The organism is Mesorhizobium temperatum (assembly GCF_002284575.1).
GTDB lineage: Bacteria > Pseudomonadota > Alphaproteobacteria > Rhizobiales > Rhizobiaceae > Mesorhizobium > Mesorhizobium temperatum.
In genome coordinates this window covers 35366-55762 of record NZ_NPKJ01000073.1, presented here as the reverse complement: position 1 = coordinate 55762, position 20397 = coordinate 35366, and the positions used below count along the sequence as shown (strand labels likewise).

Annotated in this window: 12 protein-coding genes; 7 read left to right on the top strand and 5 right to left on the bottom strand. The window is 64.1% G+C overall.

The window, feature by feature from the left end; genetic code table 11:
• Window positions 1-62 precede the first annotated feature (62 nt).
• The 3 genes from aztC to aztA are packed head-to-tail and all read right to left on the bottom strand — an operon-like array spanning window position 63 to window position 2687.
• Window positions 63-983, bottom strand: coding sequence for a zinc ABC transporter substrate-binding protein AztC (gene aztC / locus CIT26_RS31235; RefSeq protein WP_095496143.1), 921 nt, complete (start codon window positions 981-983; stop codon window positions 63-65).
• A 22-nt stretch (window positions 984-1005) separates the two neighbouring features.
• A complete protein-coding gene (gene aztB / locus CIT26_RS31230; protein WP_095496142.1) occupies window positions 1006-1881 on the bottom strand; it encodes a zinc ABC transporter permease AztB in 876 nt (291 codons plus the stop codon).
• Complete coding sequence (gene aztA, locus CIT26_RS31225; RefSeq protein ID WP_095496141.1) at window positions 1881-2687, bottom strand: zinc ABC transporter ATP-binding protein AztA; 807 nt, start codon at window positions 2685-2687, stop codon at window positions 1881-1883. The genes aztB and aztA overlap by 1 nt, the downstream gene beginning before the upstream one ends.
• A gap of 220 nt (window positions 2688-2907) precedes the next feature.
• Between aztA and CIT26_RS31220 the strand changes: the two genes are divergently transcribed.
• Window positions 2908-3252 carry a RidA family protein gene (locus CIT26_RS31220; protein ID WP_095496140.1) on the top strand — a complete coding sequence of 115 codons (345 nt, stop codon included), beginning with the start codon at window positions 2908-2910 and terminating at the stop codon, window positions 3250-3252.
• Between the two features lie 178 nt (window positions 3253-3430).
• On the opposite strand, the gene hutC is transcribed toward CIT26_RS31220, so the two are convergent.
• Window positions 3431-4171: a histidine utilization transcriptional repressor HutC gene (gene hutC, locus CIT26_RS31215; protein ID WP_095496139.1), complete on the bottom strand. Its 741-nt coding sequence runs from the start codon at window positions 4169-4171 to the stop codon at window positions 3431-3433.
• A complete protein-coding gene (locus CIT26_RS31210) occupies window positions 4168-5520 on the bottom strand; it encodes a formimidoylglutamate deiminase (protein ID WP_095496138.1) in 1353 nt (450 codons plus the stop codon). The genes hutC and CIT26_RS31210 overlap by 4 nt, the downstream gene beginning before the upstream one ends.
• Window positions 5521-5620: 100 nt before the next feature.
• Between CIT26_RS31210 and hutI the strand changes: the two genes are divergently transcribed.
• The 6 genes from hutI to CIT26_RS31180 all read left to right on the top strand — a co-directional run bounded on the left by hutI (window position 5621) and on the right by CIT26_RS31180 (window position 20390).
• Window positions 5621-6856 (top strand): imidazolonepropionase, encoded by a 1236-nt coding sequence (hutI, locus tag CIT26_RS31205; protein WP_095496137.1) that lies wholly within the window; start codon window positions 5621-5623, stop codon window positions 6854-6856.
• On the top strand, window positions 6853-8388 hold the full coding sequence (gene hutH / locus CIT26_RS31200; RefSeq protein WP_095496136.1) for a histidine ammonia-lyase: 1536 nt from the start codon (window positions 6853-6855) through the stop codon (window positions 8386-8388). Before hutI ends, hutH begins: the two co-directional genes overlap by 4 nt.
• Window positions 8389-8455: 67 nt before the next feature.
• Window positions 8456-9274 (top strand): N-formylglutamate deformylase, encoded by an 819-nt coding sequence (hutG, locus tag CIT26_RS31195; protein ID WP_095496135.1) that lies wholly within the window; start codon window positions 8456-8458, stop codon window positions 9272-9274.
• 41 nt (window positions 9275-9315) lie between these two features.
• Window positions 9316-10986 (top strand): urocanate hydratase, encoded by a 1671-nt coding sequence (hutU, locus tag CIT26_RS31190; RefSeq protein ID WP_095496134.1) that lies wholly within the window; start codon window positions 9316-9318, stop codon window positions 10984-10986.
• Between the two features lie 8 nt (window positions 10987-10994).
• Window positions 10995-11582, top strand: coding sequence for a HutD/Ves family protein (locus CIT26_RS31185; protein ID WP_095496133.1), 588 nt, complete (start codon window positions 10995-10997; stop codon window positions 11580-11582).
• A gap of 246 nt (window positions 11583-11828) precedes the next feature.
• Window positions 11829-20390, top strand: a complete 8562-nt coding sequence (locus tag CIT26_RS31180; RefSeq protein ID WP_095496132.1) for a glycoside hydrolase family 94 protein — start codon at window positions 11829-11831, stop codon at window positions 20388-20390.
• The last annotated feature ends 7 nt before the right edge of the window (window positions 20391-20397 follow it).

Genomic DNA, 20397 nt, shown 5'->3' with positions numbered 1-20397 from the left:
ACAAAGGACGCTGTAGCACGTTGTTGCCTACACGTGCGCAAGCCGACCAAGTGGACGGCGTCTCAGCCTCCGAGTATCGCGCCTTTGATCTGGGCGATGTTGTTGTGCATCAGGTCGATATAGGTCGAGGCCGGGCCGTCGGGCTGCGACAGTGCGTCTGAATAGAGCGTGCCGCCCACGTTGACCCCGGTCTCGCTGGCGATCTGCTCGATCAGCCGCGCGTTGGCGATGTTCTCGACGAAGACCGCCGCCGCCTTGTCCTGCTTAACTTGGCTGACCAGCTTGGCGACGTCCGCAGCGGACGGCTCCGACTCGGTCGACACCCCTTCGGGGGCCAGGAAGGTGAGGCCATAGGCCTTCTCGAAATAGCCGAACGCGTCATGCGAGGTGATGACGACGCGTTTCTCTTGCGGGATCGACTGGATCGCCGTCTGCACGTCACCCTCGAGCGCGTCGAGCTTCTCGGTGTATGCGGCGGCATTGGCCTTGTAGCTGTCGCAACCCTCGGCGTCGGCGGTGCAGAAGGCGTCGGCGATGTTCTTCACATAGATCTTGGCATTGGCGACCGACTGGAAGGCATGCGGATCGGTATCTTCGCCTTCAGCGGCGTCGGCATCGGCGAATTCGGGTTTGAAGTTGATCGGCGTGACGCCCTTGGTCAGAACGGCGATTGTCGCGTTGGTGGCGCTGGCGTCGACCAGGCGCTGCAGAAAGCCTTCGAAATGCAGGCCGTTGACCAGCACCACATCCGCACCCGCCATGGCCACCGCGTCGGCCGGACTCGGCTCGTAGACGTGGGCATCGCCGTCCGGCCCGACGATGGTGGTCAGATTGATCCGGTCGCCGCCGACATTTTTGGCAAAATCGGCAATGACCGTGAAGCTGGCGACCACTTTCAACGGCTCCGCGAGGGCCGATGACGCGCCAAGGGCCGTTAATGTTATAACGCCCATTGCCAAGGCGGTGCGGATCGATTTCAGCATGGAAAGGTCACCTCTGTTGGGATCAGGCGGTTCTGTGGCGGTGATGGATAATACGGGCGCGCAGGATGCCGCGCGTGCCGAACAGGATCGAGGCAAAATAGACGACGCCCGCAGACAGGATGATCGCCGGGCCGGAAGGCAGCGACACGTGGTAGGACAACAGCAGCCCGGCGATGCAGGAGGCAAAGCCGATCAGCACCGCCAGCACGCACATCGGCTCGACGCGCATGGTCCAGAAGCGGGCGGCGGCCGCAGGCAGCATCATCAAGCCGACCGACAGCAAAGTGCCGAGTGCCTGGAAGCCGCCGACTAGGTTGAGCACGACGAGGCCGAGGAAGATGAAATGCACCGGGCTGCCCAGCCGGCTGACCGAACGCAGGAACAGCGGGTCGAGACATTCGGCGACCAGCGCCCGCCAGAAGATGGCGAGGCTGACCAGCGTGACCAGCACGATGCCGCCGATCAGCGTCAGAGCTTCATTGTTGAGTGCCAGCACGGTGCCGAACAGCACATGCATGAGATCGACGCTGGAGCCGCGGATCGATACCATCAGCACACCGATGGCCAGCGAAATCAGGTAGAAGGCCGCCATCGAGGCGTCCTCGCGCTGGATGGTGAAGCGCGAGACGGCACCGGCGCCAAGCGCCACGATGATGCCGGCAATCAACCCGCCGATGGTCATCGGCAGGATCTCCAGCCCATAGAACAGGAAACCGGCGGCAGCACCCGGCAGGATGGCGTGGGCCATGGCGTCGCCGGAAAGGCTCATGCGCCGCAGCATCAGGAAGACGCCGACGGGGCAGGCGCCCAGCGACAGCATCAGCGACCCGGCAAGCGCCCGTTGCATGAAGGCGAAATCGGCGAACGGAGCGATGAGAAGACCGTAGAGCGTTTCCATCATGCTGCCCGCGGCCCGGAGCCGTGATGATGGTCGTGCCCATGGTCGTGAGCGTGACCACCATGCTTGTGGTCGTCGGGCTCGCACCAGGGCGCGTTCTCCTCCCAGGCTTCGTGGAAGCGGCGCGCGCGCAACAGGTTTTCCGGCCGCAGCGTTTCCTTTGTCTCGCCCCAGGCGATCGGCTGGCGCGCCAGCAGCAGCGTTTCGGGGAAATTCTGGCGCACCAGATCCAGGTCATGAACGACCACCATGATGGTGCGCTCCTCACCATGCCAGCGCTTGATAAGTGCGATCAGGTCGCCGACGGTCTTGGTGTCGACGGCGTTGAACGGCTCGTCGAGCAGGATGAGATCGGCATCCTGCAGCAGCACGCGGGCAAACAGCGTACGCTGTAGCTGGCCGCCCGACAGCGTGTCGATCGGGCGCTTCTCGAAGCCGCCGAGGCCGACGGCCATCAGCGCCTGGCTGACCGAATCGCGATCTTCCCTGGTGTAGCGGCCGAGCAGCCCGCGCCGTGGCCACAGCCCGAGCGAAACCAGATCAACGACCCTGGCCGGAAAGGAGCGGTCGAGCTCCGACTGTTGCGGCAGATAGGCGGCGCGCACGCCGGGCGCCCGAACAACTGTACCGGCCATCGGCTTCAACACGCCGACGATACCCTTCATCAGGGTCGACTTGCCCGAGCCGTTGGCGCCGACGACGGCGGTCAGCGATCCCCGGTGGATCGTGCCGTCGAGATGATGGATTGCCGGATGGCTGTTGTAGCCCAGCGTCAGGTCGCTGAAGGTCAGGCAGGTTTTGGTCATGTGACGATCCGGGGCACGACTGGTACGGCGGCGGCGATGGATATGTGATGTTATTACATTAGTCAACAAGTCAATCGGGCGGAATTGCGGCGACTAAACCATTTGGCGTGTCCTGTTTGGCCCCATGCCCTGCTGGCTCAAGAGGATTCACTCAGTCGACCTTGCCCCCGGCAGACGGCGACTCTAAAGAGGCGCAACCAACAAGAGAAGGAAACATCCCATGAGCATTCGTCGCATCGATGTTGGCCCGCGCATGAGCCAGATCGTCATCCACGGCAATACCGTCTATCTGGCCGGTCAGGTCGGCGAGCCGGGCGGAAACGTCGGCGCCCAGACGAGGGACATTCTGGCGGCCATCGACGAATTGCTGGCCAAGGCCGGAACGGACAAGACCAAAATCCTGCAAGCGATCATCTGGCTGGCCGACATGAGCACCTTTGCAGAGATGAACGCGGAGTGGGACAAGTGGGTGCCGCAGGGCCATACCCCGGCCCGCGCCACCGGCGAGGCCAAGCTTGCCGGGCCGGAATATCTGGTCGAGATCATCGTTACCGCTGCCATCTGAGGCAGAGCGCTTTACCCTCCCCGTTGGGGTCCCCTTAGGGGGAGGGTCGGCGAGTAGTCGGAGCGAAGCGGAGATTGCGAGACGGGGCGGGGTCGGCGAGGTTGCACCGACCCCACCCCGCGTCACAAAATGCCGCCATGCGGCATTTCCTCCGCGACCCTCCCTCGACGAGAGAGGGTTACCCCTGCGACGGCGTGAACCGCGCGACCAGCGTGTGGCTCTCGGCCGCATAGGTGAAACGGACATGGGTGACGGGGTGCTCGGCGCTCCATGTCCGCCGCTCGACCACCAGGCACGGTGCGCCGGCCTCGATATCGAGTGCGGCCGCGATGTTTCTGTCGGCGGCAACAGCGCGGATGCGGTGCTCGGCGGCACTCCACGGCACCCGGGCGATCAGCCACGGGCCGGGCGCTACGGCAAAAAATTCCTCGCTGGCGGCCTCGGCCACGGCGGCCAGGTTGATCAGCCGCCGTTCGTGGGCGAACGGCCGCTGGCCGGCGAAATGCCGGCATTCCAGCGCCAGCACCGGTCCGTTGGAGTCGAGTTCCAACAATGCGCGATCCTCGGCACCGCTGCGCCTTTTGTGTCGCGCCACACGCTCGTAGCGATAGGGCAGGCCGAGCGCCTCGACCTCAATCCTGATGTCATGGATTTCCAGCACCGCGGCTTGCGACTGCGGCCGCCGGACAAAGCTGCCAGTTCGGCGACGGCGCTCGATCAGCCCGGCCTTGGCAAGCTGCGACAGCGCCTTGTTCACCGTCATGCGCGAACATTTGTACTCGGCCGTCAGTTCGTGCTCGAACGGGATGCGGTGGCCGGGCGCCCAGGTGCCGGACAGGATCCGCTCGCTGATGTCGGACAGGATGCGCTGATGCAGCGAGAGAGGCTCGCCGACGTCCATTGTTCCGATCATGCTCATGCTGAAAGCGCCGTCATCACGCTGCGAAAACGCTCGGCAATGGCATCGCGCCTTGCATGCCTGCCGCCGCCGACCAGTTTCTTGCCATGCACCCAGACGCAATCGATATTGGTGCCGTTGGCGAAGATCCAGGCATCGAGCACCGCATCGCCCGTCTTGCCGGCCAGCGAAGGGGAATTGCCTTCCAGTGAGACGAAATCGGCCGAGGCACCGGCGGCGATCTGCGACGGACCGGCGCCAAGCGCCGCACTGCCGCCGTCGAGCGCAGCATCGAACAGCGCGCGGCCGGTCGAGCCGCCCGCCACCGCCAGTATATTGCGGGCACCGTGGGCGAGGCGCTGCGAATATTCGAGCTGACGCAATTCGTCCGGCAGGCCGATCAACACGTTGGAATCGGAGCCGACGCCGAAGCGACCGCCATGTTGTTTGAACAAAGGTGCGGCAAAGGTGCCGTCGCCGAGATTGGCCTCGGTGATCGGGCAGAGGCCGGCGATTGCTCCGCTTTTCGCCATGGTCGCGGTCTCGGTCTCGGTCATGTGGGTGGCGTGGATCAGGCACCAGCGCCTATCGACATTGGCATTGGCGAGCAGCCATTCGACCGGCCGCGCCCCGGACCAGGCAAGGCAGTCCTCGACCTCCTTCACTTGCTCGGCGATATGGATGTGGACCGGTCCGCCCGGTACCATTGTCGCGATGTTTTCCAACTCCTCCGGTGTCACCGCGCGCAGACTGTGTGGGGCGGCGCCAACGACACCTTGATTCAAGGTGCGAACGGATTCGCGGCATTTCTCAACAAGCCGCGAGAACCGATTCACATCGTTGATGAATCGCCGCTGGCCTTCGTTCGGCGCGGCGCCGCCGAAAGAGGAATGCGCATAGAAGACCGGCAGCAGCGTCATCCCAATGCCGGTGTCGGCAGCCGCGGCAGTGATGCGTTCGGCCATTTCGGCGATGTTGGCGTAGGGCTGGCCGTCGCGGTCGTGATGCAGATAGTGAAACTCGCCGACGCGTGAGAACCCAGCCTCCAGCATCTCGACGTAGAGCTGCGCGGCAACCGCCTCGACCTGGTCAGGCGTCATCGACAGCGCGAAGCGGTACATCACCTCGCGCCAGCTCCAGAAACTGTCGGCGGAAGGGCCGCGCAGCTCGGCAAGGCCGGCCATGCCGCGCTGGAAGGCGTGGCTGTGCAGGTTCGGCATGCCTGGCAGGAGGATGGCATGGCGTTCGTCGCCGGGCTGGGATGCAGTGTTCGGCTCGACCGTGGCGATGCGGCCATCACTGACGACGATCCGGGCATTGGAATGCCAGCCGTCGGGCAGAAGCGCCTGTTCCGCAAAGATCGCCGTCACGTTTTTCTCTCCTATTCCCTGTGTCCCGTGCAATGATATCACTTGCAGTGTGTTTCAATATGTATATACATAATCGCCGCCGATTGAAACGGAAAAGATAATGGCTGGAGAGAGCAAAAGCCGGGCAGGGGAGGTTCGCCTCTGGCGCAATGCGCGCCTGGCGACCATGGCCGAAAGCGCTGCCGGACTTGGCATCGTCGAACACGGTGCGATCGCCGCACGCGATGGCGTGATCGTCTATGCCGGCCCGGAAGCCGACATGACGGCAGCACTTTTGCAAGACGCGGAGATTGTCGATTGCAAGGGCCGCTGGATCACGCCCGGCCTGATCGACTGCCACACCCATCTGGTCCATGCCGGCAACCGTGCCAACGAATTCGAGATGCGGCTGGCCGGCGCCACCTATGAAGAGGTCACCAAGGCCGGCGGCGGCATCGTCTCGTCGGTCAAGGCGCTGCGCGCTGCCAGCGAGCACGAACTGGTTGCGCAGTCGCTGCCGCGCCTTGATGCGCTGATCGCTGAAGGCCTCACTACCATCGAGATCAAGTCGGGCTACGGGCTCGATCTCGAAAACGAGAAGAAATCGCTGCATGCCGCACGGCTCCTGGGCGAAAACCGTCCGGTAACGGTGAGAACGAGCTTCCTCGGGGCTCACGCGCTGCCGCCCGAGGCGAAAGGCGACAAGGACGCTTTTATCGACTTGGTCGCAAAAGAGATTTTGCCGGCCGTCGCTGCCGAGGGCCTGGCCGATGCCGTCGACGGCTTTTGCGAAGGCATCGCCTTTTCGCCCGAGCAGATTTCTCGCGTGTTCGACGCGGCGAAAGCAGCAGGCCTGCCGGTCAAGCTCCATGCCGACCAGCTGTCCAATCTGCATGGCGCGGAACTCGCCGCACGCTATGGCGCGCTATCGGCAGACCATCTCGAATACACTGACGAAGCGGGTGCGGCGGCGATGGCGAAGGCAGGAACCGTGGCGACGATCCTGCCCGGCGCCTATTATTTCATCCGCGAGACCAAGAAGCCGCCGATCGGCCTGTTTCGCCAGCAGGGCGTCAGAATGGCGGTCGCCACCGACTGCAATCCCGGCACTTCGCCGCTGACCTCGCTACTGCTGACCATGAACATGGCGGCGACTTTGTTTGGCTTGACCGTGGAGGAATGCCTTGCCGGTGTCACCCGCGAGGCCGCACGCGCGCTCGGACTGTTCGGAAAAACCGGCACGCTGGAGGTTGGAAAATCAGCCGACATGGCGATCTGGGACATCGAGCGCCCGGCCGAACTCGTCTACCGCATGGGCTTCAACCCGCTGCATGCCCGCATCTGGAGAGGACGATGAGCGAACTCAAACTCAAGCCGGGCAACACAACGCTGGCCGACTGGCGCGAAATCTATCGTGGCGCCGTGCCGAAGCTGGACGCCGCCTGCCGACCAAAAATCAAGGCCAGCGCCGAGGCGGTTGCGCGGATCGTCGCCCGGGGTGAGCCGGTCTATGGCATCAACACCGGCTTCGGCAAATTGGCCAGCGTCCGCATCCCCGCCGCCGACCTCGCGACCCTTCAACGCAACATCGTGCTGTCGCATGCCGCCGGCGTCGGCGAACCGATGCCGGTCGCTGTTTGCCGGCTCATGATGGCGCTGAAGCTGGCCAGTCTGGCGCAGGGCGCCTCCGGCGTGCGGCCGCAGACGATCGAATTGCTGGAAGCGATGCTGGCCAATGACGTCATTCCGGTGGTGCCCGCGCAAGGCTCGGTTGGCGCCTCCGGCGACCTTGCTCCGCTGTCGCATATGACGGCGGTAATGATCGGCGTCGGCGAATGTTTTACCCCGCATGGCCGGTTCCCGGCCAAGGTCGCCTTTGTCTCGCACGGGCTGGAGCCGGTCACGCTTGGCGCCAAGGAAGGGTTGGCGCTGCTCAACGGCACGCAGTTCTCTACCGCCTACGCGTTGGCCGCCCTGTTCGACGCCGAAGTGCTCTACCAGTCGGCGCTCGTCGCCGGTGCGCTTTCGACCGATGCCGCCAAGGGCTCCGACGCCCCCTTCGATCCGCGCATCCATCTGCTCAGGAAGCATCCTGGCCAGATCGAGACGGCAGAGGCGCTGCGCAACCTGATGGCCGGCAGCGCCATCCGTGAATCGCACCGGGTCGGCGACGAGCGCGTGCAGGACCCATACTGCTTGCGCTGCCAGCCGCAGGTGATGGGGGCGGCGCTCAGTGTGCTGCGCCAGGCCGCCGACACGCTGGGCACCGAGGCCAACGGCGTCACCGACAATCCGCTGATCTTCGCCGAGGACGACACCGCGCTTTCCGGCGGCAATTTCCACGCCGAGCCGGTGGCCTTCGCCGCCGACATGATCGCACTCGCCGTCTGCGAGATCGGCTCGCTGTCGGAGCGGCGCATCGCCATGCTGGTCGACCCGGCGCTGTCGGGCATGCCGGCCTTCCTGACGCCGAAGCCCGGGCTGAATTCAGGCTTCATGATCCCGCAAGTGACAGCGGCAGCACTCGTCTCGGAAAACAAGCAGAAGGCCTATCCGGCCAGCGTCGATTCGATCCCGACCTCGGCCAATCAGGAAGACCACGTCTCGATGGCGGCACATGGCGCGCGCCGGCTGATCGGCATGATCGAGAATGCGACGGCCGTCATCGGCATCGAATTGCTGGCCGCCGCACAAGGCTGCGACTTCCATGCGCCGCTGGCGTCGAGTGCGCCGCTCGAAGCGGTGCGCAGGCTGGTCAGGGCCGAAGTGCCGCATCTCGACAATGACCGGCATTTCCACCCCGACATGGAAAAGGCCATCGCCATGGTGCGCAATGGCGCTGCGGTGAAAGCGGCGGGCGCGGTGGCGCTGCCGGGAATTGCGTCGTGAGAGCGCACACCTCGATAGGTCGCGATCCTTCGGGGCGCCGTAGAACGCCAGCGCGGGCGGATTTCTCATGACTTTACCCTCCTGGCTCACCATCACCCAAGGCACGGCACCCCTGCTGGTCTCGATCCCGCACACCGGCATCGATCTCGCCGGTCTTGAGGACCGGCTGGTGTCGCCCTGGCTCGGCCGCCGCGACGCCGACTGGTGGATCGACAAGCTCTATGACTTTGCCGAAGACCTCGGCGCGACGGTGGTGCATACGGCGATCTCGCGCACCGTCATCGACGTCAATCGTGACCCGTCCGGCGCCTCGCTCTATCCCGGCCAGGCGACGACCGGGCTCTGCCCGACCGAGACCTTCGATGGTGATCCACTCTATCGCGCCGGGGAAGAGCCTGGGCCGTCGGAGGTCGACGAGCGCCGCGAAAAATACTTTGTGCCCTACCATGCCGCCTTGCAGGCCGAGATCGACAGGCTACGCGCCCTGCACCAGAAGATCGTCGTCTATGACTGCCACTCGATCCGCTCGGTGCTGCCGCGGCTGTTCGAGGGCACGTTGCCGGTGTTCAATCTCGGCACCAACGACGGCAAGAGCGCCGATCCGGCCTTGCAGGCGATGGTCGACGAGATCCTCGCCGGAACCCGCGAGACATACGTGGTGAATGGCCGCTTCAAGGGCGGCTGGATTACGCGCAATTTCGGCCAGCCGCAAAACGGCGTCCATGCGCTGCAGATGGAACTCTCCAACCGCGGCTATATGCGCGAGCCCGAGGGCAAGGGGACGCCCGACAATTGGCCGGTGCCTTACGACCCCGCATTCGCTGCGCCGATCCGCGCTACGCTGAAGCGGATCCTGGAAAGCGCGATTGCCTGGGCCGGGCGCTGACGCTCCGCCGCGCAAGCTCATTGGAAAGGAAAAGTGACGCCATGACCGATCCTCGTCATAACATCCGCGAAGTCCGCAGTCCGCGCGGCAGCGAGCTCAACGCCCGCACATGGCTGACGGAAGCGCCGTTGCGCATGCTGATGAACAATCTCGATCCCGACGTCGCCGAAAACCCCAACGAACTGGTCGTCTATGGCGGCATCGGCCGGGCGGCGCGCACCTGGAACGACTTTGATCGCATCGTCGCCTCTCTGAAGACGCTTGGAGATGACGAGACGCTGCTGGTGCAGTCCGGCAAGCCGGTCGGCGTGTTCCGAACGCACACTGATGCGCCGCGCGTGCTGATCGCCAATTCCAACCTCGTGCCGCACTGGGCGACATGGGAGAAGTTCAACGATCTCGATAAGAAGGGCCTGATGATGTACGGCCAGATGACGGCCGGCTCGTGGATCTACATTGGTACGCAAGGCATCTTGCAGGGCACCTACGAGACCTTCGTCGAGGCCGGCCGCCAGCATTACGGCGGCAATCTCAGAGGCAAATGGATCCTGACCGGCGGCCTCGGCGGCATGGGCGGCGCCCAGCCGCTGGCCGCGGTGATGGCCGGCGCCTGCTGCCTGGCGGTCGAATGCGATCCCGACCGCATCGATTTCAGGCTGCGCACCCGTTATGTCGACGAACGCGCCGACACGCTCGACGAGGCGCTGGAAAAGATCGAGCGCTGGACCAGGGCCGGTGAGGTGAAATCGGTCGGTCTGGTCGGCAACACCGCCGACATCGTGCCGGAACTGGTGCGGCGCGGCGTGCGCCCCGACTTGGTCACCGACCAGACGTCGGCGCATGATCCGCTCAACGGCTATCTGCCCAAGGGCTGGTCGCTCGCCGAATGGCGCGAGAAGCGCACCAGCGACCCAAAGGCGGTCGAAAAGGCGGCGCGCGCGTCGATGCGCGAGCATGTCGAGGCGATGGTGGCGTTCTGGAACGCCGGCGTGCCGACACTCGACTATGGCAACAACATCCGTCAGGTGGCGAAGGAGGAAGGGTTCGCGAACGCCTTTGCCTTCCCTGGTTTCGTGCCGGCCTACATCCGACCGCTGTTTTGCCGCGGCATCGGCCCGTTTCGCTGGGCAGCCCTCTCAGGCGATCCCGAGGACATCTACAAGACCGACGCCAAGGTCCGCGAATTGACGCCCGGCAACACCCACCTGCACAACTGGCTCGACATGGCGCGTGAGCGCATCGCGTTCCAGGGTCTGCCGGCGCGCATCTGCTGGGTCGGTCTCGGCGACCGCCACCGGCTCGGCCTCGCCTTCAACGAGATGGTGGCGAAGGGCGAGCTCAAGGCGCCGGTGGTCATCGGCCGCGATCATCTTGATTCCGGCTCGGTTGCCTCGCCGAACCGCGAGACCGAATCGATGAAGGACGGCTCCGACGCCGTGTCCGACTGGCCGTTGCTCAATGCGCTGCTCAACACCGCATCCGGCGCAACCTGGGTATCGCTTCATCATGGCGGCGGCGTCGGCATGGGTTTTTCGCAGCATGCCGGCATGGTCATCGTCGCCGACGGCACACGCGAAGCGGCCAAACGCCTGGAGCGGGTGCTGTGGAACGACCCCGCAACCGGCGTCATGCGCCACGCCGATGCCGGCTATGACATCGCCATCGACTGCGCCAGGGAGCACCAACTCAACCTGCCAGGTATCCTCGGCTGAGCCGCGCCTTGCGTATCCTGCGGGCAGTCGAATACCGGTCTATGCCGTGGAAGAACGGCGGCGGGGTGACGACGGAAATCGCCGTCTCGCCCACAGGTGCTGCGCTCGATGATTTCGACTGGCGCGTCTCGATGGCGCGCGTCGAGAGCGGCGGGCCATTCTCGGGGTTTGCCGGAGTAGACCGAACCTTGGCCGTGCTGGAAGGCGAGGGGATCGTCCTTGATATCGCCGGCCGCCCGGCGGCTACGGTGACCAAAGCTTCCGCCCCACTTTCCTTTCCGGCCGATGTGTCGACGCAAGCGGCGCTGATCGCCGGTCCGATCACCGATCTCAACGTCATGACGCGGCGCGGACGGATGACTCACGCCGTCGAGCGCGTGGTGATTTCGGCCCCGACAGATATCCAGTCGGTGGCCGACGCGACCCTCATCCTGTGTTTTGACGGCGAGATCACGGTGGCCGGCGCGACGCCTGTCCGCATCGGGCCGCGCGACACGCTGTTGCTCGGGCCGGACGCCCTAAAATGGCGCCTGGATCCTGCCCGAACGGCGACGCTGTTCGTGATCAGGATCGAACGGCTTGCTGCAAACGATTAACGCCTGTTTCGAAACATGATCGCAACACCGGCGAAATATGCCGTAAGCTCAAGTCCACATCACGAAAAAGCCCGAATCCTTCCTTCGATCAAGTCTCGGCGGGAGCGAAGGGGTGATCGTCTGAAAGTTGTGGTGCGAAAACAAACTTTCGACCTGTGTTTCGATGCAACCAATTGCATTTGAATCGGTTTTAGGGACATTGCCGTGGCGGTGACGCCGCTATGCGTCCCCTATGCGGAATTTTCAATGAATATTCAGACGGCCCCCACCCAAATGGAAAAGACGAGCGCGGGCTTCCCGGCCATCACCGAAGAGCCGATACGCTCCAATTTCCTGCCGGAAGAGCGCCTGCGCACGCTGGGTACAAGCCTCGCCAAGGGCGACGTCAAGGATCTGTTCGGCCTGGACCCGTTCGATTTCCAGCCACGCGTCCGCGACAGCGCCAGCAAGATCCTCGAAGTCTACCGCTCGACCAATGCCGCGCAGGCGAGGGGCGAGACAATCACGCCGGCGGCGCAATGGCTGCTCGACAACAACTATCTGGTTGAGGAAACCATCTTCCAGGTCAAGCGCGACCTGCCGCGCCGTTTCTATCGGCAGTTACCGACGCTGAAGCTTTCCGACGGCGCCAGCGTGCCGCGCGCGCTTGCGTTGGCCTGGACCTATGTCGCCCATTCGGACAGTTCCGTCTCGGCGACCATGTTCAAGGCGATCGTCGAAGGCTTTCAGTCCGTGGAGCCGCTGAAGATCGGCGAACTCTGGGCGCTGCCATCGCTGCTGCGCTTCGTTCTGATCGAAAATCTTCGCCGGATCGCGGTCCGGGTCAATCGTACCCGGCAGATGCGCCAGATTGCCAACGAGGTTGCCGACCGCGTGCTGGCGATCGACGACAGCGCCGACCGTCAGGCGATCCTGTCGAACTACGTCGCCCATGCACAGGACACCACCTTCGCCACCCAATTGCTCTACCGCCTGCGCGACGGGTCGCAAAATGCCGGCAGGGCGCTGGAATGGCTGGAGGGCGAGCTTGAAAAGTCCGGCTCCGATGCCGAGGAAATCATCATCAGCGAACATCGCACGCTGTCCGGCGGCAATGTAACCACCGGCAACATCATCCGCGGCCTCAGGCTTATCAACGATATCGACTGGACGGTTTGGTTCGAAGGTGTCAGCCGCATCGACACCTTGCTGCGTGAGCGCACCGATTTCGCCGCGCTCGATTTCTTCTCGCGCGACCAGTACCGGACCGCGATCGAGGAAATGGCGCGCCGCTCCGATCGTTCCGAATTCCGCGTTGCCGAAAAGGCGATCCAACTCGCCGGCCATGCCGCGGTCGCCGATACCACCGGCACCGGTCCGACCGCTCACACCGACGTCGGGTTCTTTCTGGTCGGCCCGCGCCGGCTGGAACTGGAAAAAGCGATCGGCTATCGGCCGACCGTCAGCGTCACGATCAAACGGGCGTTCGGCAAGACCGGATGGCTGGGCATTGTCGTGCCGGTGTTCGCGCTGACGGTCCTGCTTCTGGTCCTCTCCGGCAACGCCCTTGCCAATCTCGGCCTGGCCATACCGTCGATCGTCTTGATGCTGGCGCTGTTTGCCGTGCCGGCCAGCGAAGGTGCGCTTGCCTTCTTCAACACCGTCGTATCGTTGTTCCTGAAGCCCACCCGCCTCGTCGGCTACGACTACAGACGCGGCATGCCGCCCGAGGCACGCACGCTGGTGGTGGTGCCGTCGCTGATCGGCTCGCGCGACGACGTCGAGGAGAACATCCGCAACATCGAAGTGCATCACCTGGCCAACACCGCGGACGAAATCCATTTCGCTCTGCTTTCGGACTGGCCGGACAGCAAAACCGAAATCGATGCGGCGGATATTGAGATCCTCCAATATGCTCGCGACGAGATCGCACGGCTGAACGCCCGCTATCCCAGCGAAGGCGCGCCGCGTTTCTACGTCCTGCATCGCCGGCGGCTCTACAATGAATCCCAGGGCGCCTGGATGGGCTGGGAACGCAAGCGCGGCAAGTTGCACGAACTGAACCTTCTGCTGCGCGGTGACAGCGACACCACCTTCCTGCCGCTGGATGTGCCGTTGCCTGAAAACGTCGTCCATGTGATGACGCTGGACGCCGACACGCGCACCACCCGCGATGCCGTCGCCAGTTTGGTTGGCAAGCTTTGCCATCCGCTCAACCGCCCGCATTACGATGCGGCAAAGCGCGTTGTCACCGCCGGCTACACCATCCTGCAGCCGCGCATCACCGCCTCGCTGACCAGCGGCGACGACGCATCCTTCTTCCAGCGGGTCTTTTCCGCCAATCGCGGCCTCGATCCCTACGTATTTGCCGTCTCGGATATCTACCAGGACGTCTTCGGCGACGGCTCCTTCACCGGCAAGGGCCTCTATCACGTCGACGCCTTCGAAGCGGCGCTGAAGGGCCGCATCGAAGAAAACACCATCCTCAGCCACGATCTGCTCGAAGGCGCCTTGGCACGCGCGGCGCTGGTCACGGACGTCGAACTGGTCGAGGACTATCCGACCCGCTATTCGGTCGACGCGTCGCGCCACCATCGCTGGGCACGCGGCGACTGGCAGCTTCTGGGCTTCATTCTCGATCCACGCTCCGGCGTGCCGGCGCTTTCGCGCTGGAAGATGGTCGACAATCTGCGCCGCTCGCTGACGCCGATCTTCTGGGTGATGGCGGCGATCGCCGGCTGGACGTTGCTGCCTTTCACGCAGGCCGCGCAATGGCAGGCGCTGTTGATCTTCACACTGTTCATGGCGCCGACATTCGACATCGTCCACGCCATCCTGCCGAAAAGCGGCGACCAGACGCCGCGCGGCCATTTCTCGGCGCTGGCGCGCGACGTTGTCTTCGGCACCGCCCTGGTAGCGCTGAAGATCGTGCTGATGGCGCATCTGGCCTGGATGATGGGCGATGCCATCATTCGCACGCTTTACCGTTTGTTCGTCACTCGGCAGAACCTGCTCGAATGGCGCACTGCCTCGCAGGCGCACAAGAACGGCGACAACGATCTCGGCTCCTATTACGGCATGATGTATGGCGCGGTGATTGTCGGCGTCGTCGGCCTCGCCATCCCGGTTCTGGCCGATTCCACCGGAGCTTTTGTTGCCTTTTTCTTCGCGCTGTTCTGGATCGGTTCGCCGGCCTTCGCCTGCTGGATCAGCCGCTCGGCCGAAACCGAGGACCGTTTGCGCATATCGGCGGCTGACATCCATGCGCTGCGCACGGTTGCGCGGCGCACATGGCATTATTTCGAGACCTTCGTGACGGCCGAGCATCACAATCTGCCGCCCGACAATTTCCAGGAAAGTCCGGCGCCTGTCGTGGCGCCCCGCACCTCGCCGACCAATATCGGCGTCTATCTCCTGTCGGTGATTTCGGCGCGCGATTTCGGCTGGATCAGCCTGTCCGACGCCACCACCCGCATCGACGCGACGATGTCGACCATCGAGAGCATGCCGCGTGAGCGCGGCCATCTCTTCAACTGGTACGACACGACGACGCTGAAGCCGCTCTATCCGCTCTACATTTCCGCCGTCGATAGCGGCAATCTTGCCGGCCATCTGGTGGCGGTGGCGGCAGCCTGCGCCGAATGGGCAGAAGCGCCTGCAGTCCACCTTCAGGGCGACTTCGAGGGTATCCTCGATACGGTGACGATCCTCGACGAAAGCCTGGCGGAGTTGCCTGACGACCGTCGCCAGTTGCGGCCGTTGCGCCAGCGGCTCGCCGATCGCCTCGACGGCATGCAGCGGGCGGTCGAATCGATCAAGGCACAACCCGAGATGGCATCGATCCGCACCATCAACCTGGCCGTTCTGGCCGGCGAGATCCGCAAGCTCGCCACCGCCATCCATACCGAGGCTGCATCGACACAGAGCGACACCATCGCCGATTGGGCGGCGAGACTTGAAGCCACCTGCGAAGCGCATGTCCATGACGCGCATAGCGACGACAATGCCGTCGAAGCCTTGCGGGCCAAGCTTCTTTCGTTGCGCGAGCGCACGCGCCGCTTCGCCTTCGAGATGGATTTCTCCTTCCTTATGCGGAAGGAACGCAAGCTTCTGTCGATCGGCTACCGGGTCGAGGAACATCAGCTCGACGAAAGCTGCTACGACCTCCTGGCTTCCGAGGCGCGGCTGACCAGCCTGTTCGCCATCGCCAAGGGCGATCTGCCGACGGAGCACTGGTTCCACCTCGGCCGGCCGATCGTCGAGATCGGATTCAAGGGCGCGCTGATGTCCTGGTCCGGCTCGATGTTCGAGTATCTGATGCCGCCGCTGGTGATGAAGGAGCCGCAAGGCAGCATCCTCAACCAGACCAGCAAGCTCATCATCAAGCGCCAGATACAGTATGGCCGCTCGAAGAATGTGCCTTGGGGGATTTCGGAAGCAGCCTACAACGCCCGCGACCGCGAACTGACCTACCAGTACACCAATTTCGGAGTGCCCGGGTTGGGCCTGAAGCGAGGTCTTGGCCAGAACACGGTGATTGCGCCTTATGCGACCGTTCTGGCGGCGCAGTTCACCCCGCGTGAATCGGTGCAGAACCTGGCTAGGCTGAGGCAGATCGGCGCCCTTGGCCGGCACGGCTTCTACGATGCGGTCGATTTCACGCCGCAGCGCGTGCCGGAGGGCACCGACCATGTCGTCGTGCTGAACTATATGGCCCACCATTCCGGCATGTCGATCGCCGCCGTTGCCGACGCCATCTTCGAAGGACGCCTGCGCGACCGCTTCCACAGCGATCCGGTGATCGAGTCGGCCGAGTTGCTGCTGCAGGAAAGGGCGCCGCGCGACATCCCGACCGCCACGGTCAGGACCGAGGCCGACGAACGGTCGAAGGACGAAACGGAAATCGAGAGCCCCGATACGCGTATCGTGCTCGACCCGCTAAGAGCGCTGCGTTCAACCAGCGTCATGTCCAATGGCCGCTATTCGGTCATGGTCACCGCGACCGGCTCCGGCTATAGCCGCTGGGGCGAGCTTGCCGTCACGCGCTGGCAGCCGGATCCAACCGAGGATCGGCTTGGCTCCTATATCTTCCTGCGCGACGCCGGCACCGGCGACTGGTGGTCGGCCACCGCCGAGCCGAAGCGTGCCACCCACGAAGAGGTGCAGACGCTGTTCTCCGACGACAAGGCGAGCTTCATCAAGTCGGTGGGATCACTGCGTTCGGAGGTCGAATGCATCGTCATCTCGGAAGGAAACGGCGAAGGCCGGCGGGTGACGCTCTACAATGACGGCCCGGTCGACCGGCATATCGAGGTGACCTCCTTTGCCGAACTGGTGCTGGGCTCCGAGGCATCCGACAACGCGCATCCGGCCTTCTCGAAAATGTTCGTGGAAACCGAAATCGCTGCGAATAACGGGGCGATCTTTGCCACAAGACGCAAGCGGGAAACGGACGAGCCTGATGTCACCATGGTGCATTTCGTCACCGACCCGTCTGGGTCGACGCGCGACGCCGAGGCCGAAACCGACCGACGCGCCTTCATCGGCCGCGGCCGCACGATTGTCGAGGCCGCGGCATTCGATCCCGGCGCCAAGCTTGGCGGCCATTCCGGCTTCACGCTGGATCCGGTAGCAGCACTTCGCCGACAGGTGCGCGTGCCGGCCAACAAAAAGATATCGCTGACCTTCTGGACTGCCGTCGGCGCCAACCGTGCCGAACTCGAAGATGCCATTGCGCGGCTCGATCATCCGGAAGCCTTCGCCCGCCAGGCGATGCTCGCCTGGACCCGCTCACAGGTGCAGACCCGTCATCTCGGCCTCAGCCTTGCCGATGCCGCCAATGTGCAGAACCTGGCGCGCTATCTGATCTATCCTGATCCGTTCCTGCGCCTTCCGGCCGAATCGATCGCTTCCGGGCTCGGCAAGCAGTCGGGCCTGTGGCCGACCAGCATATCCGGCGACTTTCCGATTTTCCTGGTCAGGATCGGCGATGTCGCCGATCTCGAAATCGTTGCCCAGGCGCTCCGCTTCCAGGAATATATGCGCGCCCGCGGCATGATGATCGACTTTGTCGTCGTCAACGAGCAGGCTTCATCCTATGTGCAGGATCTGCAACGGGCGGTCGAGACGCTGTGCGAGAACAGCCGCCTGCGCGGCAAGGAACTCGGACCCCGCCAGCACATCTTCGCGGTGCGCCGCGACCTGATGGACGAGACGACCTACAAAACGCTGCTCGCCGTCGCCCGCGTCGCCCTGCACACGCGAAACGGCACCATCTTCGATCAGATCGAGCGCGCCGAGGCCGCTGCGCTGCAAGCGCGGGACGCTTTGCAGCCGGCAGGTGCAGCAGCGCTTCGTGAACCGTCTCCGCCGGCGCCACAGACATGGGCTGCCCAGGCCTCGGTCGAAGGCAGCGCCGACGGCAGCGGGCTCAACCAGTGGAACGGTTTTGGCGGCTTCGAGGGCGACGGACGCCACTATGTCGTGCGCCTTGCTGGCCGGCGCACGACGCCGCAGCCCTGGATCAACGTCGTCTCCAACGCCTCGTTCGGTTTCCATGTTTCGGCTGAAGGCGCTGCCTTCACCTGGAGCCGAAACAGCCGCGACTATCAACTGACGCCGTGGGCAAACGACCCGGTCACCAACCGGCCCGGCGAGGGCATCTATATTTATGATCATGCCAACGGCCGGGCGTTCTCGCCGCTGGCCGCAGTGGTGCGCGATCCCGCCATGACCTACGAAACATGGCACGGACAGGGTTTTTCGACCTTCCGTTCGAAGCGCGGACCGCTGTCGATGGACCTGACCCATGTGGTGGATCCTGTCGATCCGGTGAAAATCTCCCGATTGCGCATCCAGAATTCGGGTTCGGTGCCGGCGCGCCTGCGCGTTTACGCCTATGCGGAATGGGTTCTTGGCAGCCATCGTTCGCGCACGGCGGCGACCATCGTTCCGTCCAGGGATGCTGCGACGGGCGCGTTGCTGGCGCAAAATCCCTACGGGCTCGACTTCAGCGAGCGGGTCGCCTTCATGGCCACCGACAGCGCGGCACATTCGGTGACGGCCGACCGCGGCGAGTTCATCGGCCGAAACGGCACCAGTGAACTTCCGCATGCCGTGCTCAGCGGCGCCAGCCTGTCGGGCCGCGTCGAGGCCGGCGACGATCCTTGTGCTGCAATTGCACGCGACGTCGACATCCCTGCCGGCGGCGACGTGACGCTGCTCTGGCTGCTCGGCGATGCAGCCTCTGCCGAGGAAGCCAGCGCGCTGGTACAGCATCATTGCAGCAAGGATTTCGATCAGCGGCTGGCTGACAATGAACGCACCTGGCGAGGGTTTCTCGACACCATCCAGGTCGAGACGCCGGACAAGGCGCTCAACGCCATGGTCAACCACTGGCTGCCCTATCAGAGCCTCGCCTGCCGCATCCGCGCTCGCTCGGCGTTTTACCAGGCGAGCGGCGCCTTTGGCTTCCGCGATCAGTTGCAGGACACGCTGGCCCTGCTTGTCCATGATCCGAAATTGGCGCGCGACCAGATCCTCAACGCGGCACGGCGGCAATTCCCCGAAGGCGACGTGCAGCACTGGTGGCTGCCGCGCACCGAGGCAGGCGTCCGCACCATGATTTCCGACGACGTGGTCTGGCTCGCCCATGCCACGGCACACTACTTGCAGGTGACCGGCGATACCGCGATCCTCAGGGAACAACTGCCCTTCATCGACGGGCCGCCTCTGGAAGAAGGCGAGCACGACGCCTTCTTCACCCCGGAGATATCGAAGAAGACCGCTTCACTCTATGATCATTGCGCACGCGCACTTGACCTTGCTATCAAGCGCAGCAGCTCCGCCGGACTGCCGCTGATCCTCGGTGGCGACTGGAACGACGGCATGAACCGTGTCGGCGAGCACGGAAAGGGCGAGAGCGTCTGGCTGGGCTGGTTCCTGCTGAAGACGCTGGGCGACTTTGCACCTGTCGCCAAGGCGGAAGGCGATACCAAGCGCGCGCAAGCCTGGACAAAACACGCCGACGTGCTGAAGCGGGCGTTGGAAAGCACCGCCTGGGATGGTGAATGGTATCGTCGCGGCAGTTTCGACGACGGCACGCCGCTGGGGTCGCGCGGCTCGCAGGAGTGCAAGATCGACTCGATTGCCCAGTCGTGGAGCGTGTTGTCGGGCGAGGGCGATCCGGCGCGGTCGACGACGGCGATGCAGCAGGCATTGAAAATGCTCGTCGACGACGAGCTCAAGATCGTCAAGCTTTTCACCCCGCCCTTCTCCAGGACGGAACAGAACCCAGGCTACATCAAGAGCTACCCGCCGGGTGTCCGTGAAAACGGCGGCCAGTACACCCACGCGGCGACATGGTTCGTCATTGCGCTCGCCGAAATGGGGCGCACCGACGACGCCTACCGCTGTCTCTCGATGCTCAACCCGGTCAACCACGCGCTCGACGAAGCCGCTGCCGAGCACTACCGCGTCGAGCCTTATGTCGTCGCGGCCGACGTCTACGCCGGACAAGGCAAGGGCGGCCGCGGCGGCTGGACCTGGTATACCGGCTCGGCCGGCTGGCTTTACCGCGCGGCGGTCGAGGGCATCCTCGGCATTGAACGCAGGGGCGAGCGCATCCAGTTCAGGCCGAAACTCCCCAGCCATTGGGATGGTTATACAGCAACGCTCAAGGTGCTGGGGGCCGAACTCAGGGTTCGCGTTGTCCGCGACGCCAAGGTCAAAGCCATCTCGCTTGAGGTAGATGGTAAAAAGACGAGGGCTTCGTCTTTCGAACCGAAAGCCGGCGACAAGGCTGAGGTGGTCGTCAGGATACCGGCGTAGTTTCAAG